Annotated in this window: 22 protein-coding genes and 2 pseudogenes; 18 read left to right on the forward strand and 6 right to left on the reverse strand. The window is 39.3% G+C overall.

The genetic code is table 11. The features are described from left to right. The first annotated feature begins 331 nt into the window (after positions 1-331). From ACT4_RS07650 to ACT4_RS07685, 8 genes are all read left to right on the forward strand, one after another. A complete protein-coding gene (locus ACT4_RS07650) occupies positions 332-1456 on the forward strand; it encodes a hypothetical protein (protein ID WP_007481170.1) in 1125 nt (374 codons plus the stop codon). After that, on the forward strand, positions 1457-1822 hold the full coding sequence (locus ACT4_RS07655; protein WP_005091440.1) for a hypothetical protein: 366 nt from the start codon (positions 1457-1459) through the stop codon (positions 1820-1822). Positions 1823-1854: 32 nt separating this feature from the next. Next, positions 1855-2730 (forward strand): hypothetical protein, encoded by an 876-nt coding sequence (locus ACT4_RS07660; RefSeq protein WP_005091439.1) that lies wholly within the window; start codon positions 1855-1857, stop codon positions 2728-2730. A 129-nt stretch (positions 2731-2859) separates the two neighbouring features. Continuing rightward, positions 2860-3222, forward strand: coding sequence for a hypothetical protein (locus ACT4_RS07665; protein WP_026056367.1), 363 nt, complete (start codon positions 2860-2862; stop codon positions 3220-3222). A gap of 145 nt (positions 3223-3367) precedes the next feature. Continuing rightward, the gene (locus ACT4_RS07670) at positions 3368-3667 is read left to right on the forward strand and encodes a hypothetical protein (RefSeq protein ID WP_005091437.1); all 300 of its coding nucleotides are present in this window, start codon (positions 3368-3370) and stop codon (positions 3665-3667) included. 54 nt (positions 3668-3721) lie between these two features. Then, complete coding sequence (locus tag ACT4_RS07675) at positions 3722-4795, forward strand: DUF932 domain-containing protein (protein WP_007481171.1); 1074 nt, start codon at positions 3722-3724, stop codon at positions 4793-4795. A 224-nt stretch (positions 4796-5019) separates the two neighbouring features. Then, positions 5020-6159: a YqaJ viral recombinase family protein gene (locus ACT4_RS07680; protein ID WP_007481172.1), complete on the forward strand. Its 1140-nt coding sequence runs from the start codon at positions 5020-5022 to the stop codon at positions 6157-6159. A 150-nt stretch (positions 6160-6309) separates the two neighbouring features. Next, on the forward strand, positions 6310-7206 hold the full coding sequence (locus tag ACT4_RS07685; RefSeq protein ID WP_004880447.1) for a hypothetical protein: 897 nt from the start codon (positions 6310-6312) through the stop codon (positions 7204-7206). A 102-nt stretch (positions 7207-7308) separates the two neighbouring features. Here ACT4_RS07685 and ACT4_RS07690 read toward each other — a convergent pair whose 3' ends face one another. The 3 genes and pseudogenes from ACT4_RS07690 to ACT4_RS07700 form a co-directional block, all read right to left on the reverse strand. Next, positions 7309-7581, reverse strand: coding sequence for a hypothetical protein (locus ACT4_RS07690; protein ID WP_004880446.1), 273 nt, complete (start codon positions 7579-7581; stop codon positions 7309-7311). A 14-nt stretch (positions 7582-7595) separates the two neighbouring features. After that, complete coding sequence (locus tag ACT4_RS07695; protein ID WP_004880444.1) at positions 7596-8477, reverse strand: copper resistance D family protein; 882 nt, start codon at positions 8475-8477, stop codon at positions 7596-7598. Positions 8478-8543: 66 nt separating this feature from the next. Next, a pseudogene (locus ACT4_RS07700) lies at positions 8544-8923 on the reverse strand (copper resistance protein CopC). A 277-nt stretch (positions 8924-9200) separates the two neighbouring features. Between ACT4_RS07700 and ACT4_RS07705 the strand changes: the two are divergent. Then, positions 9201-11546 carry a heavy metal translocating P-type ATPase gene (locus ACT4_RS07705; protein WP_004880442.1) on the forward strand — a complete coding sequence of 782 codons (2346 nt, stop codon included), beginning with the start codon at positions 9201-9203 and terminating at the stop codon, positions 11544-11546. A 73-nt stretch (positions 11547-11619) separates the two neighbouring features. On the opposite strand, the gene ACT4_RS07710 is transcribed toward ACT4_RS07705, so the two are convergent. Beyond that, complete coding sequence (locus ACT4_RS07710; RefSeq protein ID WP_004880440.1) at positions 11620-12996, reverse strand: heavy metal sensor histidine kinase; 1377 nt, start codon at positions 12994-12996, stop codon at positions 11620-11622. Beyond that, positions 12986-13669, reverse strand: coding sequence for a heavy metal response regulator transcription factor (locus tag ACT4_RS07715; RefSeq protein ID WP_002058525.1), 684 nt, complete (start codon positions 13667-13669; stop codon positions 12986-12988). The genes ACT4_RS07710 and ACT4_RS07715 overlap by 11 nt, the downstream gene beginning before the upstream one ends. A gap of 150 nt (positions 13670-13819) precedes the next feature. Between ACT4_RS07715 and ACT4_RS07720 the strand changes: the two genes are divergently transcribed. The 3 genes from ACT4_RS07720 (at position 13820) to ACT4_RS07730 (ending at position 17046) form a co-directional block, all read left to right on the forward strand. Next, a complete protein-coding gene (locus ACT4_RS07720; protein ID WP_002058521.1) occupies positions 13820-14170 on the forward strand; it encodes a hypothetical protein in 351 nt (116 codons plus the stop codon). A gap of 88 nt (positions 14171-14258) precedes the next feature. Further along, positions 14259-16178, forward strand: coding sequence for a copper resistance system multicopper oxidase (locus tag ACT4_RS07725; RefSeq protein ID WP_007481182.1), 1920 nt, complete (start codon positions 14259-14261; stop codon positions 16176-16178). Beyond that, positions 16165-17046: a copper resistance protein B gene (locus tag ACT4_RS07730; protein ID WP_004880428.1), complete on the forward strand. Its 882-nt coding sequence runs from the start codon at positions 16165-16167 to the stop codon at positions 17044-17046. The genes ACT4_RS07725 and ACT4_RS07730 overlap by 14 nt, the downstream gene beginning before the upstream one ends. Before the next feature lie 154 nt (positions 17047-17200). Here ACT4_RS07730 and cadR read toward each other — a convergent pair whose 3' ends face one another. Beyond that, positions 17201-17605, reverse strand: coding sequence for a Cd(II)/Pb(II)-responsive transcriptional regulator (gene cadR, locus ACT4_RS07735; RefSeq protein ID WP_004880426.1), 405 nt, complete (start codon positions 17603-17605; stop codon positions 17201-17203). 84 nt (positions 17606-17689) lie between these two features. On the opposite strand from cadR, the pseudogene ACT4_RS07740 reads away from it, so the two are divergent. The 6 genes and pseudogenes from ACT4_RS07740 (at position 17690) to ACT4_RS07765 (ending at position 24476) form a co-directional block, all read left to right on the forward strand. Further along, positions 17690-18969 (forward strand): annotated as a pseudogene (locus tag ACT4_RS07740) (cation transporter). Positions 18970-18979: 10 nt separating this feature from the next. Continuing rightward, positions 18980-19237 carry a FeoA family protein gene (locus tag ACT4_RS07745; protein ID WP_007481186.1) on the forward strand — a complete coding sequence of 86 codons (258 nt, stop codon included), beginning with the start codon at positions 18980-18982 and terminating at the stop codon, positions 19235-19237. Further along, positions 19227-21056, forward strand: a complete 1830-nt coding sequence (locus ACT4_RS07750; RefSeq protein ID WP_007481188.1) for a ferrous iron transporter B — start codon at positions 19227-19229, stop codon at positions 21054-21056. The genes ACT4_RS07745 and ACT4_RS07750 overlap by 11 nt, the downstream gene beginning before the upstream one ends. A 131-nt stretch (positions 21057-21187) precedes the next feature. Further along, positions 21188-21592 (forward strand): hypothetical protein, encoded by a 405-nt coding sequence (locus ACT4_RS07755; RefSeq protein WP_005091410.1) that lies wholly within the window; start codon positions 21188-21190, stop codon positions 21590-21592. Positions 21593-21672: 80 nt separating this feature from the next. Then, the gene (locus ACT4_RS07760; protein WP_005091408.1) at positions 21673-22977 is read left to right on the forward strand and encodes a TolC family protein; all 1305 of its coding nucleotides are present in this window, start codon (positions 21673-21675) and stop codon (positions 22975-22977) included. Further along, entirely contained in the window at positions 22977-24476 is a 1500-nt protein-coding gene (locus ACT4_RS07765; protein WP_005091405.1) for an efflux RND transporter periplasmic adaptor subunit, read from the forward strand. Before ACT4_RS07760 ends, ACT4_RS07765 begins: the two co-directional genes overlap by 1 nt. The last annotated feature ends 11 nt before the right edge of the window (positions 24477-24487 follow it).

The following is a 24487-nucleotide window of genomic DNA, read 5'->3' on the forward strand; positions in this document are numbered from 1 at the left end:
CAGTCGGTTTTAGCAGACCGCTTACCCAAAGCACACGAAAAAGTCCTTCTTTTTTGTGGGCGACCTTGCGTGTCCCCTCTGCGGCGGAACGGGAGGGGACATCCTCGGATGTGCTGATCTTTTTGGGTATCAGTCTGCTAACCCCTTTTCGTTTCGCCACCATTATTTAGCAGTGATGTGGTGAAACTTCTTTATACCCAAAGGAGTCGCCCATGCGTCTACATCTTCTTAATTTCTCATTCTTCTATATACCCCAATGCTGTATACGGTTTTGTCATAGCTAAACCAATAACAGCATACATAAAACAATAATTTTATCTGGGGTAAACAAATGAAGGATGTGTATCCTCTGTTTGTCTGTGTGCTCGGATCATTTTTACTGATCGGCTGTGGAAATAAAAATGCTTCCACTGAAGTTTTACGCCCTGACGAAAATGCAGCACTCAGCCAACGACTTGAACCAACACAGCGACCTGTTCTGGTCGAAGCCAAAGCATTACAACCTTTCCTCAATCAACAACAACTGCCTGAAGCTGATGTCTCAGGCTTCCGTGACTATTTACATGGTCAATCAGGCAATCGAACTGCACTGCTACAATTCCGAGAAAAATTGCAACTCAAACCGAATCAAGTCTTGCTCTTAGGAATCGAAAAAACCAACCAAGAATTGCTACTGGAATTTCCAAACAATGACCTGTTTGCCAGTGCCAACGATTTGGTGATTAACCATGCCCGAATGTTGAAGACTCCTACAGGAGCAGGTAAAGGCGAATTTGAAACGACCGAGCAATACCAGCAACGGATTCAGGCAGAACAAGGCACTTTAAAAAAAGCCACAGCCCATCTCAAAGTTGACCTTGGACGACTGGAAGATGCCTTAAATTATTTGGCTTATCCCATTCCTATCAATGTACTTAGTCCATCTAGCGAAGATTCAGCTCAATATGATGCGGATCGACAGGTGATGCATATACAGGCATCGAGCACCAATGCTGCGGGCTACTACGATTCAACCGTATCTAAGCTCAATCTAGTCTTTAGTGCATCACCCAAAGATGCCGAAATCATTCTAGGCAATCTACGTGATGAACGAGACAAGCGGAATTATCTTGGTTTTATCTTGAGTATGCAGCAAGGGCAATTGGTTTTAGAACAAGCCATCCTGTACCAGCACAATAACAATGATGATCGCTACTTACGTCTAGCTACCATCAATCCCTCACAACTGTATTTAAGCACTCGTCCATTAAATGCAGATGAGTCCAACAAGAATCTCAATACTGAACAGCCATACCCACTCCAACAAAAACTGCCATTCCTGTTTGGTCTTAAACATTACCGTAATCCTGAACAGCAACAAGCTGAGCCTGAACTCGAAGTTCGACCACCAACTGAAGAAGAAATCACGCAACTCAGCCTAAATGTAGGGTCAAGTGGTATAGAGGGGGCACTGTAAATGTTAGAGATCTTTAAACATAAATCCGTTCGAAATATCCAATTTATATGCAGTCTGTTGTTACTTGGCAGCCTGTATGGATGTGGCAGTAAGGACACACCAACAGAACTTCCTCAAGCTGATGCAGTGCTTCAGCTCTTGCATGCTCAAGATGCCTCAGTGATTCAGATCAAGTTACAGCAATGTCAGGTCGGGAATCTGTTTGTAGGGCAAGAAGGGACAAGTTCCAAATACGATCTCTATCGCTGTCAGATCACGGTTGAACGCTTTGATGATGAATATAAGCAATCCTTCCTCAAAGATCAGGTCGTACATTTACGCCCTTATGATTCAGAAACAGGCTGGCAATTGGTTGCATCGAACTAAGCACGATCAAAAAGATGAAGAGTGAAAAAATAATGATGGACTTTAATCAATGTAAACAACAGTTTCCGCAGTTAGATTTATTACAGGCTGACCCCGCTATTTTCCTAGCACCCCAGATTCCTATGAATAAGATTCTAGGTGCAATGAGCTATTTGCCTCCTAGGACTAAGCCTGAAGAAGTATTGCTTTTGGTCGATGAAACGGTATTTGGTCAGGGCAAGAATGGATTGTGTCTGACAACGCAAGGCATCTATTTCAAGGAAGCCTTTGCCAATGCAAATGTCTATCCAATGAAAGCAATCACTTCAGTGGGTTATTCAATGGGAATGCTCAGTAAGCAGTTAGTGATCAATAGCACCGCTAAAGTGACTTTGGCTCAGCCTGAAAAAGCAGGGCTACGGCTATTGGCAGATTTCCTAAACCAATATTGTGCGCTTCATAAAACCCTGACTGATTCATTGTCATCTGTATCTACGCAGCAACAATCTCAACAAAGCCAACCCACAACGATCGCAAACCTACAGCCAATCATCAAACTGTATGCCTACTTATTACTGGGCTGGCGAGGTGAGTGGAGCAATCAGGTGAGGGCGTTGATGCAACAGTTATTTGATCGTGAATTTGTCCATCCACAGGATCAGGCATTCCTTGGGAAGTTGATGCAACAAGATCAGCAGTTTGATTTTTTTGACCTACTTGATGAAGTCTCTGCGATTCAAAACAGCCTGTCACCCCAACTATGTCAGAGCCTGCTTGAAGAAGTACTGGTGTTGATGGAAAAAAGGAACTTTGAAGTTGAAACAGCGCGGAACCATTTCTTTCAGATCAGTACCGCTTTAAATGTTGATCAGGCAACTGCCACGAGCATTCTTGCGCAGTTCCCAGCATTTATAACAGGGAACACTTAATCAAAATAAAGAAATTTCAAATACATATTACCTCTGTGAAGACCCAGTACCCAGCCACAAGAGGACTCGGTGCTATTTAACATTCAAGAAGCTAAACCGAATAAAGGAAAAATAATTGTGAAACGATTAATGAAATTGATACTACCTACATTAATTACCCTACCACTGATGCTGACAGGATGTGGTTCGAGTTTTAATCCTGATGTATTGGAAGTGAATTTAAATACAGAATATAGCCCAGGAGGGTTATACGATCGAACCTATGTGATTCTCACCATTCGTTCTATCGATGCTGAGCCAATCGCGGTGACCAACGTCAATGTAAATAATGGACGTTGCAGTTACACAGGTCGATACAATGATCCAATCAAGCTACCTGCCTATTTCCAGATTGGGCAATCCCTACAGCTTTACCTCAGATGTTCCTACGATGCTGTGGTAAAAGTTGATATTGAGACGGATCAAGGCTCAGCAAGCTATAGCTTTAAATAAGCAGACTCATACCAAATATAGACTGAACCAACACGCTATAAAGACACAGACCATGCCCAATACGGGCATGGTTTTTTTATGCCTGAAAATCTCAAGATTTAGACATAAAAAATCAATATTCACATTCACTGAAAGGACTTTCGTGATGAGCACCGTACATTGTCCTTATTGCCATTCTGAACAGGTGATTCTCAGAGAATCTCAGCCGAATGGTCCACAGTATTTTGAAAAAATCCTAGATGCATTTTCACCACCAGCAATGGCCGCACTCGGTATCAAACTGGCAAAAGAGGCAGGTATCCCTCCGTATATCGGTGGGCTGATTGGAGTGGTAGTCGGTGGAACACTGGTTATGGTCAGTCAGCATTATTTCTATCGCCATTATAAATCCGCGCAACATTACCACTGTCTACAATGTGGACAAGACTTTGCTGTGGCTGATTAAGCATCGTTCAATTTTATTTTTTAACAACTAAACTTTTAAACAGGAATCATCTCTATGACACATTTAGTTGAAAACATGGCATTTGTAGGACAAACCCCTTGGCATGGACTAGGCAACCAACTCACGCCCAATCAACCGATTGAAGTCTGGGCCAAACAAGCAGGCATGGACTGGCGCATCGAATCTTCAAATGTCAGTTATATGGCTGAAAACCATAAACAACAAAACCTAATCTTGCCTTATCAAGAGCAACGCGTGTTGTATCGCTCTGATACGCATGAACCTTTATCCGTGGTCAGTCAACGCTTTCAAGAGGTTCAGCCCAAAGAGATTCTAGAGTTTTACCGTGATCTGACTGAGCAATCAGGTTTTGAACTGGAAACTGCTGGGGTGCTTAAAGGCGGTAAGAAATTCTGGGCATTGGCTAAGACAGGACAAACATCTGCCTTAAAAGGAAAGGATGTGAGTAATGGCTATATTCTATTAGCTACTGCTTGTGATGGAACCTTAGCGACCACCGCCCAATTCACCTCTATTCGTGTGGTCTGTAACAACACGCTTGCGATTGCCCTGAAAGCACAAAACGCTGGATCGAACAACACGGGCGTAGTCAAAGTTCCACACAGTACTCGCTTTGATGCAGAGAAAGTCAAACATCAACTCGGTATTTCAGTGCGTGCATGGGATGAACACATGTATGAAATGAAGCAACTGAGTCAACGTAAAGTTACACAGCAGGAAGCAGCCGCTTACTTTGATGCGGTGTTTAATAACAGCAATCTCAGTGTGGCAGATCAAGAGGACACTATCATTCAATACTACCGCAATGCAGCACTACCCAAAGCAACTATTCCCGTAACATCGAGCATCAATAAATCCGATAACAAAACCGAACCCAATGGCCGTGCCATGTCAAAAGTGATGACCATGTTCAACGGACATGGCCGTGGTGCAGAATTGAGTTCAGCCAAAGATACAGCGTACGGTTTACTATGCGCAATCACCGAGTTTTGCGATCACGAAAGACGCGCGATGAGTACCGATCATCGACTGGATTCAGCATGGTTTGGGGCAGGGGCTGCGCTTAAACAACGCGGCTTGGAACAGGCTTTACGCATGTTGGCTTAGCCCACCCACTATCAAACTCAATCATCATTCACTTCAGAAACAACAGCCACCACAGTGACTCAAATTTCAGCTTCATTTAAGCTTTCACCATTAGCCTAAGCCAGTGGTTATAAGATAGCCGCAGTGCAAGACCCTTCGCCACACTCAGAGGTGGCTTTTTTTATGCCTGAAATTTAGCGGTTGCTGTGGTGACGATACTTTATTCAAAAAGGAGTCGTGCCATTATGAATAGTCATCATCACATTCAAAATGCATTAAACCAATCCCCATTACAAGCCTACTCACCGAATATCAACCCATCTGGTCAACAGGTGGAAGTCGGCACTCGAACCAAACGTAATTCAGCTCAACATTCCCAAAATAAACAATCAAGAAAATCCAAAACTCCCGCAGCTAAACGCCTTGCCAACACCAAGCAACTCAACTATCAACAATGGCTTGAAATCCGTAAACAGGGCATCGGCAGTAGTGATGCTGCAACTGCCTGCGGACTGAATCCCTATATGTCGATGCTAGAGCTGTGGATGATCAAAACGGGTCGGATGCAACAAAACATTGAAGATGAAAGTGCAGGCTATGCACCGTTGTACTGGGGTAAACAACTTGAACCTTTGGTGGCTGAATACTACAGCATGCATACCAATAATAAAGTCCGTCGTGTCAATGCAGTATTACAACACCCTGATGAAGACAAGCACTTTATGCTCGCCAATCTAGACTATGCCGTGGTAGGCAACCCCGATGTGCAAATCTTGGAATGTAAAACCGTTGGAGAATATGGTGCAAAACTTTGGCGAGATGGTGTACCACTGTATGTGCTGTGCCAAGTGCAACATCAACTGGCGGTGACAGGCAAACAAGCTGCACATATCTGTGCCTTGATCTGTGGACATGAAACTAAAATCTATAAAGTGACCCGTAATGAAACGGTGATCCAGCACATCATCAATGCGGAGCGTCACTTCTGGCAATGTGTCGAGTCAGGTATTCCACCGAGTGTCGATGCTTCTGATTCAGCAGCTAAAGCACTACAGCAACTCTATCCTGAACAAATTCCATTAACTGTAGAAGACCTCAGCCAAAATGAACAGGCCAACTACCTCTTTAACCAACTGTTAGAAGAGCGACATAGGCTTGAACAGCATCAACAGTATTTCGATGAACTTAAACATCAAATACAAATGCTGATGAAAGATGCGGAACGTGCGGTATTTACAGGAGGCTCAGTGACGTGGAAGAAGGCACAAGACGCCACCACCTTAAATAGTAAAGCGTTACTGAAACAACATCCTGAATATCTACAGCAATTCCCACAAATCAAAGTAGGGACACGAAGATTTCAGATTTATCCGAATGGTGGATAGGCCAAATACACATTCCAGCATTTATTTCCCAACAACGCATCAATCACCATAGCCACATCAAATAACCCGATCCCATACCTCAACAGATATGGGATTTTTTTATGCGCAAAATTTAAACATCACTTCAACACCTATATAGAGGACATCACCATGATTAAAGGTTTAGCAATCACACCACCCGTTTTAGGTCGTATCAGTATTGGTAAGATCGTGGAAAAGAACGGAAAGCGCGTCCCTGAAAAGGATGATCAATTTACCATTACCAGCCAAATTCAAGGAAAGGATGGGTGGATCAAGCATCCCTTGGATGAACAACTCCGAGCTAAAGCACCCAATCAAAAACTCAGAACCATTCCAGTGCGGATGATCTTCAATGATCCCGAACTGAGTCTACGGGCAGAGTACAGCCTATTTGACCGCCAAACAGGACGCTTAATCTGTTCAGGCAATGGAGAAACTTGCCAGCGACTTGGACAAAATGGGATTGAGCAACATCCATGTCCATCCCCTGATTTATGTCCATTGGCACAAGGTGGACTGTGTAAGCCTTACGGGAGACTTTACGTCAATTTAGACGAATCCGATGAGTTCGGTACCTTCATCTTTAGAACCACAGGTTTTAATAGCATCCGCACTCTGGCAGCGCGATTACGTTATTACAGCTCGGCTTCAGGTGATTTACTTTCATGCCTACCTTTGCAACTTACTCTCAGAGGCAAAAGTACCACGCAAAGTTACCGTACTCCGATTTACTACGTGGACTTGACCTTACGTGATGGTGTCAATTTGCAGGAAGCGATTAGCAATGCCAAGCAAATCAGTGAACAAAGCAAAGCAGCAGGGTTCTATCAAGAGGCATTGGATCAAGTAGCGAGGATAGGTTATGGCAATGCCAGCTTTGAGGTGGGAGGTGAGGAAGGGATGGACATTGTTGAGGAGTTTTATACGGAGGATTCCAAACCAGAACAGCGTAAGCAAACGCATGACCTGAATCATGTTCAGGATATTCAGAAAGGGTTGCAGCAGTCGGTGCAGGCTTTGAATTAAATACTGTTGGGGGCTAAGAAGCCCCCAACAGTAATATTGCTACTATTTTTTATTAAAAATTTGAACTACTTATTGAATCAATAAACATTACTTAAGTATCGTTTATTTGGAGGGCGGTAGTACGTTAGGCTTTTGTAACATTAATCCATTTATAACTTTTTGTTGTCTACTATCCTCATTACGTAGTTGTTTATCTTTGGAATGATGGTCATCTTTATTCTCATCAACTTTGGTATCGCCATGGTTATGATCAGTAATATTACGTAAATCAGTATCATCTAAGGAGCGAATCGTTTTTGAAGTGCTAGGTTCAGCCCAAGATATTGTATTTAAAAATATGAGAAATAATAAATTGTACTTCATCCATGAAGTCATAGCGTGATCCTTTTTTACTCAATACCGACTACAGTGGTGATATAACCAGTGGCTAAAAGAATTGATAGACCTAATGACATCTCAAATAAAATGGCATAGCCCAATTGTTTCGCAAATTTCGGGTCTTGTAAGCGAGGTGTGAAATACCATTTGTTAAAGGCTGCTAACAATAAAATACTTAGGACAAATAATATTTTAATAATAAATCCATGCCCATAAGGTGTATTGATTAGAGTATTAAAATCTTTAAAGAGTAATAAAGCAATACTAAGACCACAAGCGATGAGTATTCCTACAATAAAGGCTGCTATTTGCCCAAATAGATGCATACGTTCTTTAAGTGGTAAGCCATTAATTTTTTTGCTTGTTTTCCATAATGGATAAAGCGACCCCATCCATAAGGACATTACAAGTACATGTATTGTTAACAAAGCTTGAGCGAAAAAGGGTAAATTCGTGACGTGTCCGAGTTGTGAAAAACTTAAAACGATTGGTGTGAGCAGTATGGTAAAGATTGCTCCTTCAGTTTTGGAAATATCAATCGTCCCTTTACTAAGTTTGACTATCATAAATATGAGTAAAAGTGCAAAACTGATTGATCGAATGATATAGACATGTCCAGTAGGAGTATTGACTAGTATATTTATATAGTTGCTATCCCACATACCTGAAAGGCCAGTGTTGGCAAAACTTCCTATAAGAATGAAGAAGCCGAGAACACTTGAAAAAAGACCTAATCCTGTACCAATAGTTATGTATTTGAGAATAGTTCCCTTTATTTCAACATAACGTCCAAGTAAGAAATAGCAGAAAGCACCACCTATAATAAATGCAATCCCTAAATATAGAATGACTTTAACCAACCATGTTGCGTATATCCAAGTCTCAGGAATCATAATTTTCTCCATCGTAATAGCAACATGCCAGCAGTTCGCTGGCATGTTGCTATTAGCACTTGATTTTTATTTTGCTGATTTAATGGTGAAATTATATTCGCCATTCATGTTGTGGCCATCCGCTCCCATTGTGGTCCACACGACTGTATATTTTCCTTTTTTAGTTTAGGTGCAGCGACGTCAAATGATTTTTTCATATCATGAGTTATTTTATAATTTAAAGGAATGTCCTTACGTTGTGCATCAAGCAACTTGACGTTCATTAACATAACTTCTTCACCAAAATTCAAAGTTATATTTTTCGGTTGGCTAGCTACAGATGCATTAATAGCAGGTGTTGCACTTTCAAGTTTCACATGTGCGAATGCACTTGAAGTAGCTACAACCATAGTCGTGCCTACGAGTACGTTACGTAGAGTAGACATTTTATTTTTGAAAATTTTCATTTCTTCATCCTCTTTAAATTAATCTTGGGCCCAGTAATGACCGAATGAAATTCATTGATTGATAGCTTGGTCACCAACTTTGTAATCCTATTATCAAAGAAAGATAGAAACACTCCGATGACTTCAAAATTACATTTTTGTCATTTTAAAAATTGAAAAGTCACAAGTGCTACACTGACTATAAAGAAAATTTCGCTTATCTAATGATCAAGTAATAGGAAATTATTTACGTTTTAATCAATTTATTACTTTTAAAATTAAATATGAAGGAGGTTGTATGGACCATCATCATCACGAAGATAAAAATACACTTACTGATCCTGTCTGTGGCATGGCAGTAAAAGAAACATCTCAATTTTATGAAAAAGTTGACAGTAAAACTTTCTATTTTTGCAGTGAAAATTGCTGGTTAAAGTTTAAGAATGATCCTGCTTTTTATATTAATAAACTAGCAAAAGCGACTAATCCAAAAGAGATTGGGATAAATTCAATTGTGGTTGATCAGCCGATAAATGTGAATACTTCTACTATTTACACTTGTCCGATGCATCCCGAAATTCAACAAAATCACCCTGGGAATTGTCCTAAATGTGGTATGACTTTAGAGCCTTTACTTCCAAATCTGGATGAAGCTGACGAAAACCCTGAACTAAAAGATTTTAAAAGACGATTTTGGTATACCTTACCTTTAACTCTTATCGTTGTATTTTTAGCCATGTTTGGGCATCAGCTGAATTTATTTGATATGAAGATACAGAGTTGGATTGAACTCATTCTTACATTACCTATCGTTTTTTGGGCAGGGTGGCCATTTTTTGTTAGATGTTGGCAATCAGTTTTAAATCGTAGTCCGAATATGTGGACCTTAATTGGAATTGGTACTGGTGCCGCATTTATATACAGCCTCATTGGAACTTTGGCTCCACAAGTATTTCCAGACTCTTTTGTTTCTATGGGACGTGTCGCTGTATATTTCGAAGCCACAGCAGCCATTATTTCGCTGACCTTATTAGGCCAAGTTCTTGAGTTGAAAGCTCGATCACAGACCTCGGCAGCAATTAAATCTTTACTTGGGCTAGCACCTAAGACTGCAAGAAAAATAAATGACGATGGTAAAGAAGAAGATATTCCTCTTTCCCATGTACATGTTGGAGATTTGCTCCGAGTACGACCAGGTGAAAAGGTCCCTGTTGATGGAGTTGTTACTGAAGGGTCAAGTTCTATTGATGAATCAATGTTAACAGGAGAACCTGTTCCCGTTACAAAACGTGAAGGCGATCAAGTAATAGGTGCAACAATAAATATGAATGGTTCATTAGTAATGCGTTCAGAAAAGGTTGGATCTTCAACGGTACTGTCTCAGATCGTACAAATGGTATCGCAAGCTCAACGTTCTAAAGCGCCGATGCAAAGAATGGCAGATCATGTTGCAGGTTGGTTTGTTATGGTAGTTATTGCTATTTCTGTGCTTACATTTTTTGGTTGGGGGGTATTTGGCCCAGAGCCTAGTTGGGTTTACGGGTTAATTAATGCTGTCGCAGTGTTAATTATTGCTTGCCCATGTGCTTTAGGCTTAGCGACACCTATGTCAATTATGGTGGCAACAGGTCGTGGTGCATCGAATGGTGTACTTTTTCGTGATGCAGCTGCAATAGAAAATTTACGTAAGATTGATACTTTAATTATTGATAAGACAGGTACTTTAACTGAAGGCCAACCCTCATTCGATAAGGTTATCGCTCTTTCGGGCTATGAAGAAAATGAGGTACTTCGGTTAGCAGCTAGTCTGGATCAGGGGAGTGAACACCCTTTAGCTGATGCAATCGTACGTGCTGCCCGTGAAAGAGATCTTGTACTGTCTAGACCAACATCTTTTGAATCTGGCTCTGGGATTGGTGTTAAAGGAGAGTTAAATGGACAACAATTATCTCTTGGTAATACAGCATTAATGGAACAGCTGGGAATATCAGTTAAAGCATTTGTTCCCGAAGCTGAAAAGTTAAGAGCCGAAGGTGCAAGTGTCATGCATTTAGCTGTGGATGGAAAACTGATAGGGTTAATAGCTGTTTCAGATCCAATCAAAGCAAGTACACCTGAGGCTGTTCTTTCATTAAAAGATTCCGGTCTAAGAATCGTAATGGCTACTGGTGATGGATTAACAACAGCTAAGTCTGTTGGCGCTAGATTAGGTATTGATGAGGTTTATGGTGAGGTTAAACCCGCAGATAAATTAGAATTGGTTAAGAAATTGCAAAAAGAAGGAAGAGTGGTTGCGATGGCTGGTGATGGGATCAATGATGCCCCAGCTTTAGCTCAGGCTGATATCGGAATTGCAATGGGTACAGGAACAGATGTAGCAATGAATAGTGCACAAGTTACTTTGGTAAAAGGTGATTTACGCGGTATAGAGATTGCTCGTTCATTATCAGAAGCAACCATTAAAAACATGAAGCAGAACCTTATGTTCGCATTTCTTTATAATGCTTTAGGTATTCCTTTAGCAGCGGGTATTTTATATCCATTTACTGGCTGGTTACTTTCTCCTATGATCGCAGCCTTAGCAATGAGTCTAAGTTCAGCATCAGTCATTGGTAATGCTTTACGACTACGTAGCCAAAACTAAGTTTTTCTGACTACTCATTATTTTTAACTATTAAAGATGAGTAGTCAGTAGTTGTTTATTTTTATATAAGCGATTAATTTTTAAAAATAATTTTAAAGGTTATGCGGCCATTATGATAGTCTGCTCTAATTGTTGCGCCATGTACATCAAGAATGGATTTGGTAATTGCTAGCCCTAAGCCAGTACCTTCCTCAACTCGCTGTCTGGATGCATCTGTACGATAAAAACGGTCAAATAATCGGCTTAACTGTTCAGATGTCAATGGAGAGCTTTCATTCTCAATTGTAAAAACAGTTGTATCAAAGTTTTGTTGGGTTTTGATTCTGACTACCGATTCTGTTTTACCATATTTTATTGCATTTGATAGTAAGTTGCTCAGAGCACGACGTAACATAGATGGGTCACCATTTACAACTCCATAACCTTTTTGTTCCAAAGAGATACTCTTTTCGGCAGCAATCGCATCATAAAAATCAAATAAGGCAGAAACTTCTTTTACTAGATCAACTTGTTTTAAGTTTGGTAAATGCAAGCCATGTTCAGCCTTTGCAAGAAACAACATATCGGAAATCATTCGAGCTAAACGTTCAAATTCTTCCAAATTGGAGAACAGAACTTCTTGATAGGTATTAATATCTCGACTACGAGATAAACATACTTGGGTTTGGGTCATCAAATTGTTGATAGGTGTGCGAATTTCATGAGCAAGATCAGATGAGAAGTCTGATAATTTCTCTACAGCAGATTCCAGTCTATCTAACATATCGTTAAAAGCTATGGCTAAGGATCTAAGCTCTGTTGGCGTGTTTTCGACTTCTAAGCGTTCAGAAAGATGTTGAGCAGATATACCTTCTGCCACTTTTGCCATTTTTTGTACGGGACGTAATCCTCGCCATGCAGCAAACCAGCCTAAAAACATTAAGCAGATAGTACCGACAATGCCAATGTATAATAACTGGCGCCTAAAATCATTTAAGAAATGCAAATGCTCGGATGTATCGATTCCAACAATAATTTGAGCTGTTGGAATGCTACTATTTCTATTAAAAGACTTTTTATAAGCTAATCCACGATAAGTTTTATTTTGTATTTTCCACTCTAACCAAGGAGTATGTTTAGATTTAATTAATGTCTGCGCTTTAATAAGTGCAGGGGCTGAACTAAAAATAATTTGACCTGTTGGTCGTTCAATTTGAACAATTAGATCATGATGACCAACTAAGGCGTCTTTTAAATAAATATTTAGCTCTTGGGAATTGGCTGGATTTTGTTCTAGTAAATTTTCTAGAAGTTGAATTTTCCCTTCTAGTTGTGTCCGGTCCTGAGTTTCGAAATGATGCATTACGAGTTGATGAATAACTAGTCCCATAATCATTAGAATGATTACGGTAGATAGAGAAAAAATAATAGCTATACGAAAGCTGATTGCATTAAACAATTTACGAGTCATCTTCAACCTCTAGAACATAACCCATTCCCCGTATGTTCTGGATTAGCTTAGGGCTAAAGTTACTGTCAATTTTACTTCTCAAACGTTTAATAGCGACTTCTACGACGTTGGTATCACTATCAAAATTCATATCCCAAATTTGAGAAGCTATGAGTGCGCGAGGTAAAATTTCACCACGTCTACGCATAAATAATTCCATCAGCGCGAATTCTTTAGCTGTTAAGTCAATACGTTGCCCAGCGCGAGTGACGCGGCGTTTACGAAGATCAAGTTCAAGATCAGCAATTGTAATAAGGTTACTATCTTCTTTTTGTTGTCCCCGTCGGAGTAAGCTTTTAATGCGTGCTAATAACTCAGCAAAAGCAAAAGGTTTTACGAGGTAGTCATCAGCTCCCAAATCTAATCCCTTAACTCGATCTTCAATTTGATCACGCGCTGAAAGAAATAGAATAGGCATTGTCTTTCCGCTTTTGCGAATATCATAAATGATATTCCAGCCATCTAATTTTGGTAACATAACGTCCAAAATGATGAGGTCATATTCTTCGGAAAGTGCTTGATGTTTACCTGATAATCCATCTGTGACCCAATCCGTAATATACCCAGCTTCAGATAGACCTTGTTTAAGGTAGTCACCAGTTTTTTGTTCATCTTCAACTAGTAAGATTCTCATTGATAAAAATCCAATATCACTCATTAAGAATATAATAACGTTATAAATACGTGATTCTTTGTAGATTACAAAAATGTCATTTTCATGTCATATAAATGTTTGGTGGTAGCCTTTAAGGTATTTGTATAAAGTTAATTTTTGGAGCAAAACATGAAAACTCTATTCCGTCGTAGCTTAACTACACTTATGTGTATTGGAACTTTAATTGCAGGAACTCAGTCTTGGGCAGCCGATGCTAAACAGGGAACCACTGTAGTCACTGAAACTAAAGCGGACTCAAAAATGTCAGAGAAATGCCAAAAACCTTGTAATATGAAGAATGATGAGAAAACCCAACAGGATCATAGTCAGCATGAGCATGGCAATATGGCTGATATGTCTCAGATGGATCACTCTAAGATGATGAATATGGATCAGTCTAAAATGGGTAATATGGATCATTCAAATATGATGAACATGGACCACTCAAAGATGAACATGTCAAATACATCAAATAAATAACAAATACGATAAATGAAAGATTGGGGAGATTAAAGCGAATAATTGGTTTGCTTGAGCTCCCCATCTTTATATTAGATAGGTGAAATAAATGTCTAAAAAATTAAGTCATGTCCTTTTAATAGGAGTTGGTTTATTTTCATCAACTTGGGTAATGGCGGCAGTTAAAGAATATGATTTAACAATCGCTGAACAAACTGTAAATATCACAGGAAAACCAGTTGAGAGAATTACTGTAAATGGTAAATTCGTTGCACCACTTCTTGAATTTGAAGAAGGTGATGAGGCCGTTATCCGTGTTCACAATAAGTTAAAAAATCAGGACTCTTCAATCCATTGGCATGGCTTATTACTACCTGGAATTATGGATGGTGTACCTGGATTTAACAAATTTCATGGCATTGCCCCTAATAAAACTTATGAATATAAGTTTAAAGTCCGCCAAAATGGTACTTATTGGTATCATTCACATAGTAAAGGACAAGAACAAGACGGTTTATATGGTGCTTTTGTTATTTATCCTAAAGATAAAACTCCACTAACAGCTGCTGAAAAAACCGATAAAGATTACGTTGTTTTGCTTTCTGATTTTCATAATTCGACAAGTGATCAAATTATGAAAAATCTTAAAAAAGAAGCAGACTACTATCAGAACCGCCGCGAAACAGTATTCGATGTATTAAAACAAGTTAAACGTGATGGGCTAAAAGCGACTTGGCAAGACCGTTCTATGTGGAATCAGATGCGAATGCTGAAAACAGATATGTCCGATGTGACTGGTTATACATTTTTAATGAATGGCAAGACACCTCAGCAAAATTGGACGGGTAACTTCAAAGCTGGTGAAAAAGTTCGCCTTCGTTTTATTAATGCTTCCGCTATGTCATTCTTTGATGTACGCATTCCAAACCTAAAAATGACTGTAGTCAGTGCTGATGGTCAACCTGTAAAGCCCGTTCCTGTAGATGAGTTCCGTATTGGTACTGCTGAAACTTATGATGTCATTGTGGAACCAAAACAAGCACATTACCAAATTGAAGCTGAATCTATTGATCGTACTGGTTTTTCGGTTGGAACCTTACATGATGAAAATACCTTACCTGTAAAACAAATTGAGATGCCTAAACCTCGTCCTCGCTCTTTATTGACTATGGAAGATATGGGGATGGATCATGACATGTCTTCAATGCAAGGTATGAATCATGATATGTCTTCTATGAAAGGTATGGATCATGATATGTCTTCTATGAAAGGTATGGATCATGATATGTCTTCTATGAAAGGCATGAATCACGATATGTCTTCTATGAAAGGTATGGATCATGATATGTCTTCTATGAAAGGCATGAATCACGATATGTCTTCTATGAAAGGCATGAATCACGATATGTCTTCTATGAAAGGTATGAATCATGATATGCCGATGAATAGCGCTACTGTTAAGTCGGCTTCAGACAAGAATGATAATACCGTATTTGGATGGGCAAATGCTTCAACACCCGTTGGTCAAAAAGCACTCCAGTATAGTGATTTACAATCTTTAAACCCTCAACCAGATACTCGTGCCCCTGAACGTGAAATGGAAATCCGTCTTGGTGGGAATATGGAGCGCTACATTTGGACAATTAATGGTAAGAAGTTTAATGAAACAGAACCATTCAAAGTGAAATATGGGGAACGTATACGCTTGAAATTTGTGAATGACAGTATGATGGCTCACCCAATGCACTTGCACGGTATGTTTATGCAGCTTGAAAATGGTCAAGATCCAAGTAATATGCCAAATAAACACACGATCATTGTGCCACCAGGGAAAACAGTTACAACTTTACTTACTGCTGATGAATTAGGTGAATGGGCTATCCACTGCCATTTGTTATATCACATGGCAGCTGGAATGATGAACAAACTCATTGTGGCAAATGTAGATAGCAATGATGTTGATTCAAAAAGTATCGTTGCCCAACCCCATGCAAATGATAAGGGAGTGAATCAACATGCAAACCACTAAAAAACTTTTTTCAAAAACACTTTTATCAGTTGCTTTAATTGGTTTAGCAGGTATGGCATTTGCTAATGATAATTCGACTGAAAATCTAAATAAGAGTACGTCAAGTATGAATGTGCTTTTAAAAGAAGCTGGAGGATTAGGCTATGTTGAACGTAATGCTGCTCAAAGTACTTCAAAAGGCAAATTAGCTCTTAGCCAAAATCATGATAAACATCTGAACGAGCATGGTGGACAGATTTACCAAACAACTAAATTTTCCAATGAGTGGGTAATTGATAACGATGGTAAGGGTAGTTTAGGTTCTAGTTTCGAAACATTGATTGGAACAGATGAGAATCGAGTATTTGTTGAAGCCAATCTGAATAAAGCAGAGAGTAATGATCCCAATTATGATGTATCAGCTCTTTACAGTAGAAATGTTGCAGCATTTTGGGATGTACAAGCTGGGGTAAGGTATAGTGAGGACAAAAATAACCGTAATAGTAATCGCATTGATGGCGTTATTGGATTATTAGGTCTTGCTCCTTATTTCTTTGAGACAAAAGCTTATCTTTATGGTGGTGAAAATAATTTTTGGGGAGCCAGTTTTGAGTTTGATCGAGATCTATTACTCACTCAAAAGCTAATTACTCAGCCATATATTGCAGCAGATATTGTGCTTAATGATAATTCAGATTTTGCTGCAAAGTCAGGTTTGTCTGAGTTAAAGACAGGTATAAAAACTCGTTACGAGATTAATAAGCGTATCAGACCATTTGTTGATGTCGCTTATCAATATGAAAAAGGACAGAAATTAACAACTTTTCAAGAAGCTACAGATTCTGAAAAGGGGTGGTTATACGGGGCAGGTATTGAATTAGTTTTCTAAATATTTCATTAAGAATGAATAATGGTGATATTCCATTGTTCATTAGACCTCTTGCAAAAGTCAAAAAATAATCAGATGTAAGTATTGATTTTATTAAGTTTGATCAATTCTAAAATCATTGAAAATAGCACTTACGCAAGAGGTCTAATCTTAATTATTTTAAACTTACGGATAACCCTTCAAGTACTTTACAAGAGTTAATTTCCAAAAAACCAGAGCATTTACTTCTTAAATCAGAAAGTTGTTGCTTAAGCTGAATCTGTTTTTGGATATTTTGTTCTAATTGATGAATATGTTTATCAACTAAGATGTTAATAGAATTACAGTTTCCACAAGGTTTGTCTTTGTATGCTAATAAAATTTTAATTTCGTCCAAGCTCATATTCAAAGTTCGGCAATTAAGAATAAATAGAAGCCGCTCTAAGTGGTCCTTGTTATAAAGTCGATAATTAGCTTCCGAACGATTAGGGGCTAGTAATAAAGCTTCTTTTTCATAAAACCGTATTGTAACAACAGGGCAACCAGATAGCTGGGATAATTCACCAATTTTTAAGTTCATTTCAAGTCACCTAATCTATTGACTCTATAGTAGCTATAGGGATTTTAATATGCAATACGTGAAGATATGACTATAGGCACATCAATGAGTGGTTGCGGTTGTAATCAAGAAAGTTCTTGTGAAGACACTAAGCAAAAACAAAATGAATCAAAAACAGATTCTTGTAAAATTAAAGATTTAGCTACAGAAGAAAGTAAAAGTTCTTGTTGCGATAATGAAGTACAGCAAGAACCTACCCCTGATGAAAAAGATTCCTGCGGTAGTAAGCAGTCGAATTCATGCTGTGGCCCAGATACTATAAATTTACCAGAGCAAGTTCGTGGCAATGAAAGTATAGTGGCTTTCATCAGTGACTATAGCATCCCGAAAATGGATTGTTCCACAGAGGAACAAATGGTTCGGATGACTTTATCTCCATTGGTAGATGTTAAGAGCTTGGTTTTTGATTTGCCGAATCGAAACCTAAAAGTTCTGCATAATGGTGAAAGTAATGAAATCACTGCAAAACTTGAAGCTCTTGGATTTGGGGCAAAATTAAATAAAACTGAAGTTTATGAAAATAAAGAGCACGCACAAGAAGCCAGTACTTTTCTAATTCCAAAGATGGATTGTTCGGCAGAAGAGCAAATGGTCAGAATGGCTCTTTCTCCCTTGCATGAAGTTAAAGGTTTATCATTTGATTTGGCACAAAGACAGTTAGTTGTTTTCCATACAAATGGGATTAATGAAATTACCACAAAACTTGAAGCCCTCGGTTTTGGTGCAAAGCTCGTGGAAACAGTAAAAGCCACTGGGGAATTGCCTGAAACACCAGATCCGACTAAGCAGGCGAAAGTCCTAAAATTATTACTAGCGATTAATGGTATTCTTTTTTTATTGAATTCATAAGTGGAATTATTGCTGCATCGACGGGTCTCATTGCGGACTCTCTTGATATGTTTGCTGATGCGGCGGTTTACGGTATAGCACTTTACGCGGTAGGGAAAGCGGCAAAATACCAATTAAAAGCAGCTCATTTTGCAGGATGGATTCAACTTTTATTAGCTTTGATCGTTATTGTTGATGTTGTCAGACGTTTCATGTTCGGTAGTGAGCCAGAGTCAGATTTGATGATCATTATTGGCTTCTTAGCACTTATTGCCAATGTGACGTGCTTGTATCTCATTTCTGGGCATAGAGATGGCGGAGCCCATATGAAAGCGAGTTGGATCTTTTCAGCTAATGACGTAATAGTAAATATGGGGGTTATTTTAGCAGGTGTACTTGTCGCATGGACTGGTTCAGCTTACCCAGATTTGATTATTGGTATTCTTGTTTCACTGTTTGTACTGAATGGCGCTCGAAAGATTTTGGCGTTGAAATAGGGTGCAGACAATGAATTTATTTCAAGTAAAGGAAGACCAGACTGTAAAAATCATTGATCTTAAAAAGGGTGAACAGTATCAAGATAAAAATGATCCTGTTCTGGAGCGTTTAGAACTGCTGGGCTTTAGAGTAGGTGAATCCTTACAAGTGCTTGCGAAAGGGCTTTTTGGTGGTGATCCTGTGTTGGTTCAAATCGAAACCTCACGTTTCGCCTTAAGAAAAAATGAAGCAGAACGAATTTTTGTAGAGATTACCAATGGAAACTAAAAATATTGCACTGGTTGGTAATCCTAATTGCGGTAAAACATCACTTTTTAACACCCTCACAGGGACTCGTCAAAAAGTTGCAAATTATGCTGGGGTAACGGTAGAACGGAAAGAGGGATTTTTTAAACTACCTTCTGGTGATACCGTTCGAGTATTGGATTTGCCTGGGACTTATAGTTTAAAACCTAGCAGTTTAGATGAGGAGGTAACTAGAGCAGTATGCTTTGGTGAATTAAAAGGCGAAGTCATACCTGATATTTTTGTATGTGTTGTCGATGCTACGAATCTTCATCTTCATTTAAGTCTTGTACTTGAAGTCAGGGCTTTAAACAGACCAATGTTACTTGTTCTTAACATGATGGATGAGGTTGGAAAGCGTGGGATTGCAATTGATACAACGAAGCTATCTCAGCTTTTAGGTATTCCTGTTGTTGAGTCAGTAGCTGTAAAAACAAAAGGCATTCAGGGGCTATTGACACAATTGGATCAAAAGAATTTGTTTGTTGCCCCTTATCATTCTGATCTGAGTCACTTTGACCAAATCAAATATATTACAAAACAAGTCATCTTGAAAAATGATAATGGTGATAAACGAACGGCTTTCTTGGACAAAATATTCTTACATCCAGTTTTTGGATTATTAATATTGACCTTTACCATGTTTGTAATGTTTCAGGCTGTCTTTATTTGGGCTCAACCATTAATTTCCTTTGTTGAGGATTCGATTGCATGGTTTGGTGGGGCAATAGGACCACTGATCACTCATCCACTTTTAAGAAGCTTGATCATTGATGGTGTAATTGCAGGTGCTGGTAGTGTGCTCGCATATATGCCTCAAATTCTGATCTTGTTTTTCTTTATTTTAATTTTAGAGGAATCAGGTTACTTACCTAGAGCTGCCTTTTTGTTGGATAAACTGATGTCTAAAGCAGGCTTAAGTGGGCGTTCATTTATTCCGTTGCTTTCAAGCTTTGCCTGTGCCATCCCAGGAATTATGGCAACACGGAGTATCAGTTCTGAAAGAGATCGTTTGGCAACGATTATGATTGCACCTTTGATGACGTGTTCTGCACGATTACCTGTATATGCTTTGCTGATCGCTGCATTCATTCCAAACAAGTTGGTTTATGGTTGGCTCAGTTTACAAGGTCTAGTTCTGTTCGGGCTTTACATGTCAGGAATCGTATCCGCTTTATTGGTTTCTTTATTCCTGAAATTAGTAAGAAAAGATAAAACTGAAAGTATTTTCATTTTTGAATTACCTACATACCGTATTCCAGATGTTCGAAATGTAGCTTTGGGGCTTTATGATAGAGCGACTATATTCTTAAAAAGAGTTGGTGGAATTATTGTCGCACTTTCTATTTTATTATGGTTCTTGGTAACGTTCCCATTACCACCTGATAACCCAACAATGCCACCAATCAATTATAGTATTGCTGGACAGTTAGGACATCTAATCCATCCAATATTTGCTCCGATTGGATTTACGTGGGAAATTTGTATTGCTTTGATTCCTGCCATGGCAGCTCGTGAAGTGATTATTGCTGCATTAGGGGTAATCTATGCAATGTCTGGTGATGAGAATGCAGTTACCCAAACCTTATTATCTCAAATATCGGGTCCTGATGGATGGGGACTAGCGACAGGGATGTCACTATTGGTTTGGTTTATCTTTGCTCCACATTGTTTAGCAACATTGGCAACTATCAGAAGAGAAACAGGGAGTTGGAAACAGCCAACCATAATGGCCATCTATCTTTTCTCGTTGGCCTACTTATTCTCTTTCATAACTTATCAAGTTGTGAGTCGTTTTTAATCTAGAGCATGGTTGTTGATTCATATCAACAACCATGCTCTTGTCTAAGTAATTATTTAAATTAATTATAGGATTGTTATTTTACTAAGAATCTGTAAAACTAAAAAAGCTTAAATTTTGGTCATGACATTATGCACTGGTTAAAAACATGCCTTTCGCTGTTTTTATCATTTGCTATCCTCATCGTAGGATCGGCAGCAGCAGCTGCATCTGTACATAGTCCATGTTTAATGTCATCTCAAGATATGCAACCCATGCAAATGATGAATTCTGAAGATCATGAAAAAGCAAGTGCTATGCACATGGATTGTATGAAAGCTGAACTAAAGATTAAGAAGCAATTACATGATCCATCATGTATGTCTAAGCAAGATTGTATTATGTCATTTTCTAAAATTGCATATACATCTACAGCACTAGGTGTTTTGCAATCTATGGTTTCTTCCCCTGTGGAACAGTCTGCTTTTTCTCCATTAAATCAAAATTTCACCTCATCTGATCCTTCCAATTTATGGAAGCCCCCACGCTCTAACTAATTTGATAATTCTTCGTCATTCATAGCATTTTTTATGGATGTTCTGCGCGTGCGCGTGTATATCATTTTAGAGCTAAAAATATGAAATTTTATAAAGAAAAGCTATCTCGCAGGGTGAGATGGCCGATAGGTGTGATCTGTTTTTCTCTAGTCTATGGTCAAGTCTATGCCCAGCCACTGACTTTGGATACAGCTTTGAAGCTTGCTGAGCAATATGCTCCAACTTTAAGAGTAAATAGTGCCCAAATTGAAGGGGCTGAGAATGTAGTTTTAGCTTCAGGTATTTTACCCAACCCTAAATTATTTGTCGGTTTGGAGAATTATCCTATATCTGGTGATGCGTCATGGTCAGTCACACAAGATGGCATGACCATGCAGAAAATTGGCGTTATGCAAGATTTTCCAAACCGCGCCAAAAGACAAGCCGAGGTCGAGTTAGCAAAAGCTGAATTGGGTTCAGTCACTGCTCAAACTGAGATTCTACGTATTGAGTTACGTCAAAAAGTTGCATCTGCTTGGTTTAAACGTTTTTATCTTGAGCGTAAATTGGCGCTATACGATGAACTGTTTTCAGAGAATCGATTACTTTCTCAGATGACCCAAACACAGGTCACCTCTGGTCGGACAATGGTTGCTGATGCACTTGATCCAAAACAAGAAGCCACGGTATTGCTTGACCAGAAGGATGATTTGCTTCGTGATTTAAATAAAGCCAAGCTAGAGTTGCATCGCTTGATCAGTGCAGAGCCTACCGAAAACCTTACTCAAATTGAAACCTTACCTGACCAAGCTCCATCCATCCATCTTGATACATCAAAGCTGTATCATCACTTGCATCAGCATCCTGAATTAAAAGCTTTTCAGGCTGAAAAGAAAACTGCTGAAGCAAAATTGAAACAAGCTCAAGCTTTACAAAAGCCTGATTGGGGGATTGAGCTTGCATACCGGCATCGTGCCCCAGAGTTTGGCGATATGATCGGTGTACAACTGACAACTGAGCTTCCTGTATTTTCAAAAAAACGTAGTGGTCCCCTCATTCAGGCAGCTTTAGCCGAACAAAACCGGATCATTGCCGATCAAGAAGTTCAATACCGTGAATATCTCACCATGCTGGATGATGGGTTATCTGATCTTGATGCGCTTGATCAGCAAATTAGACGTGCAATGCAAATAAGTATTCCACTCGCTAAACAAAAAGTGGGTTTACAGTTGGCAAGCTACCAAGCTGGTAAAAGCAATTTGTCCAATGTCATTACTGCCCGGCAAGCTCTTTTAGAACAACAGCTGCGACTTATTGATCTTCAACAACAACAAGCAATTACAACAGCACAACTTTATTTTGCCTTTGAAGAGCCGACCTTAAACCATGCTGAGGAGCAGCTATAATGTTAAGAAATAAATTGGCAATGACTGTCATGGGAGTTGCCACAATTAGTCTTGTCGTAGGTGGCGGTGCCGGATATTGGTTTGCTCATCAGGAAGAGGGTTCTCAATCGGCATTGGTAAGCCAGAAGCAGGATGCTAAAGTGCTTTATTGGTACGATCCAATGAAACCAGAACATCATTTTGATAAGCCAGGCAAGTCTCCTTTTATGGACATGCAACTGGTACCTAAATATGCAGACGAAAATACTGCGATGACGGATGAAAGTCGTCCTACAGTCAAAATAGATCCATCTCTTCAACAAAATTTAGCCATCCGTTACGGCACTGTTGAACAGGCTGTAATTGGAAATGCCATGTTTACTAATGGCATATTACAAGCAAATGAACGGCAAACAGCTATTTTACAAACTAGAGCAAGTGGCTTTGTTCAGCGAGTGTATGGGCATGCTGTTGGAGATATGGTGACCGAAGGAAGCCCTATAGCTGATATTTCAATACCCGAATGGACTGGAGAGCAAACTGAATTTTTAGCTGTGCTCCGTACTGGAGATCGTTCCCTTATTCAAGCAAGCCGTCAACGTTTGCAGCTTTTAGGAATACCACAAAATGTGATTCATCAAGTTGAGCGAACTCGTCGAGTGCAATCTAATATAACTTTGCAAGCTCCCATTAGTGGATTTATTGATTCACTAGAAGTCCGCAATGGTATGGCTTTGGCTATGGGACAAACCTTGGCCACAATTAAAGGTATCAACCCGATTTGGCTAGAGGCAGCCGTTCCTGAAAGACAAATTGCTGGAATCAAACGAGGTATGAGTGTAGAAGCCAATTTTGCTGCTTTTTCTAAAAAAGTAACTGGCAAAGTTATCGACATTTTGCCTACCTTAGATACAACATCAAGAACTATTAAAGTTCGGATTGAATTACCAAATCCTAGTGGTCAACTTAAGCCAGGGATGTTTGCTTCTGTCAATATAATAAATAATCCCCAAAGCAGTTTGGTTATACCAGAGCAAGCTGTTATACGGACAGGTACTCGGAATGTTGTCATTGTAGGGCATGAGCAAGGACGTTTTGAACCTGTTGTTGTACAGTTAGGTCAAAGTGATGGCAATAAAATTGCAGTCCTGCAAGGGTTGAAAGCTGGTCAGAAAGTAGTGATTTCAGGACAATTTCTGATTGATTCTGAAGCAAATTTGCAAGGCGTATTGGATAAGCTGAATACTGGAAAATCTATTACCCCCTCTCAAGCAGTTAAGACATCAAAATATCAAGGCATTGGAAAAGTTGAAAAAGTCACAGCTCAGGAAGTTACTATTTCACATCAGGCTATTCCTGAGTTGGGTTGGGGTGCTATGACCATGAGCTTTAAACAGCCCGTACAACCATTTACCCGAATTCAGCAAGGTGACCAGGTCAACTTTAGTTTTACAAAAGTTGGAGATGCTTACGTTATTTCTGACATTTCCAAGATGTCTATGGCATCTTTGAAGAACTAACGGGAGAACTA

The sequence above is a fragment of the Acinetobacter sp. NBRC 100985 genome, assembly GCF_000241225.1.
Taxonomy (GTDB): domain Bacteria; phylum Pseudomonadota; class Gammaproteobacteria; order Pseudomonadales; family Moraxellaceae; genus Acinetobacter; species Acinetobacter venetianus.

Coding starts and splice junctions, on each gene's coding strand:
- ACT4_RS07650 (WP_007481170.1), top strand. CDS start 332: ATGAAGGATGTGTATCCTCTGTTTGTCTGTGTGCTCGGATCATTTTTA.
- ACT4_RS07655 (WP_005091440.1), top strand. CDS start 1,457: ATGTTAGAGATCTTTAAACATAAATCCGTTCGAAATATCCAATTTATA.
- ACT4_RS07660 (WP_005091439.1), top strand. CDS start 1,855: ATGATGGACTTTAATCAATGTAAACAACAGTTTCCGCAGTTAGATTTA.
- ACT4_RS07665 (WP_026056367.1), top strand. CDS start 2,860: ATGAAATTGATACTACCTACATTAATTACCCTACCACTGATGCTGACA.
- ACT4_RS07670 (WP_005091437.1), top strand. CDS start 3,368: ATGAGCACCGTACATTGTCCTTATTGCCATTCTGAACAGGTGATTCTC.
- ACT4_RS07675 (WP_007481171.1), top strand. CDS start 3,722: ATGACACATTTAGTTGAAAACATGGCATTTGTAGGACAAACCCCTTGG.
- ACT4_RS07680 (WP_007481172.1), top strand. CDS start 5,020: ATGAATAGTCATCATCACATTCAAAATGCATTAAACCAATCCCCATTA.
- ACT4_RS07685 (WP_004880447.1), top strand. CDS start 6,310: ATGATTAAAGGTTTAGCAATCACACCACCCGTTTTAGGTCGTATCAGT.
- ACT4_RS07690 (WP_004880446.1), bottom strand. CDS start 7,581: ATGACTTCATGGATGAAGTACAATTTATTATTTCTCATATTTTTAAAT.
- ACT4_RS07695 (WP_004880444.1), bottom strand. CDS start 8,477: ATGATTCCTGAGACTTGGATATACGCAACATGGTTGGTTAAAGTCATT.
- ACT4_RS07705 (WP_004880442.1), top strand. CDS start 9,201: ATGGACCATCATCATCACGAAGATAAAAATACACTTACTGATCCTGTC.
- ACT4_RS07710 (WP_004880440.1), bottom strand. CDS start 12,996: ATGACTCGTAAATTGTTTAATGCAATCAGCTTTCGTATAGCTATTATT.
- ACT4_RS07715 (WP_002058525.1), bottom strand. CDS start 13,669: ATGAGAATCTTACTAGTTGAAGATGAACAAAAAACTGGTGACTACCTT.
- ACT4_RS07720 (WP_002058521.1), top strand. CDS start 13,820: ATGAAAACTCTATTCCGTCGTAGCTTAACTACACTTATGTGTATTGGA.
- ACT4_RS07725 (WP_007481182.1), top strand. CDS start 14,259: ATGTCTAAAAAATTAAGTCATGTCCTTTTAATAGGAGTTGGTTTATTT.
- ACT4_RS07730 (WP_004880428.1), top strand. CDS start 16,165: ATGCAAACCACTAAAAAACTTTTTTCAAAAACACTTTTATCAGTTGCT.
- cadR (WP_004880426.1), bottom strand. CDS start 17,605: ATGAACTTAAAAATTGGTGAATTATCCCAGCTATCTGGTTGCCCTGTT.
- ACT4_RS07745 (WP_007481186.1), top strand. CDS start 18,980: ATGAATTTATTTCAAGTAAAGGAAGACCAGACTGTAAAAATCATTGAT.
- ACT4_RS07750 (WP_007481188.1), top strand. CDS start 19,227: ATGGAAACTAAAAATATTGCACTGGTTGGTAATCCTAATTGCGGTAAA.
- ACT4_RS07755 (WP_005091410.1), top strand. CDS start 21,188: ATGCACTGGTTAAAAACATGCCTTTCGCTGTTTTTATCATTTGCTATC.
- ACT4_RS07760 (WP_005091408.1), top strand. CDS start 21,673: ATGAAATTTTATAAAGAAAAGCTATCTCGCAGGGTGAGATGGCCGATA.
- ACT4_RS07765 (WP_005091405.1), top strand. CDS start 22,977: ATGTTAAGAAATAAATTGGCAATGACTGTCATGGGAGTTGCCACAATT.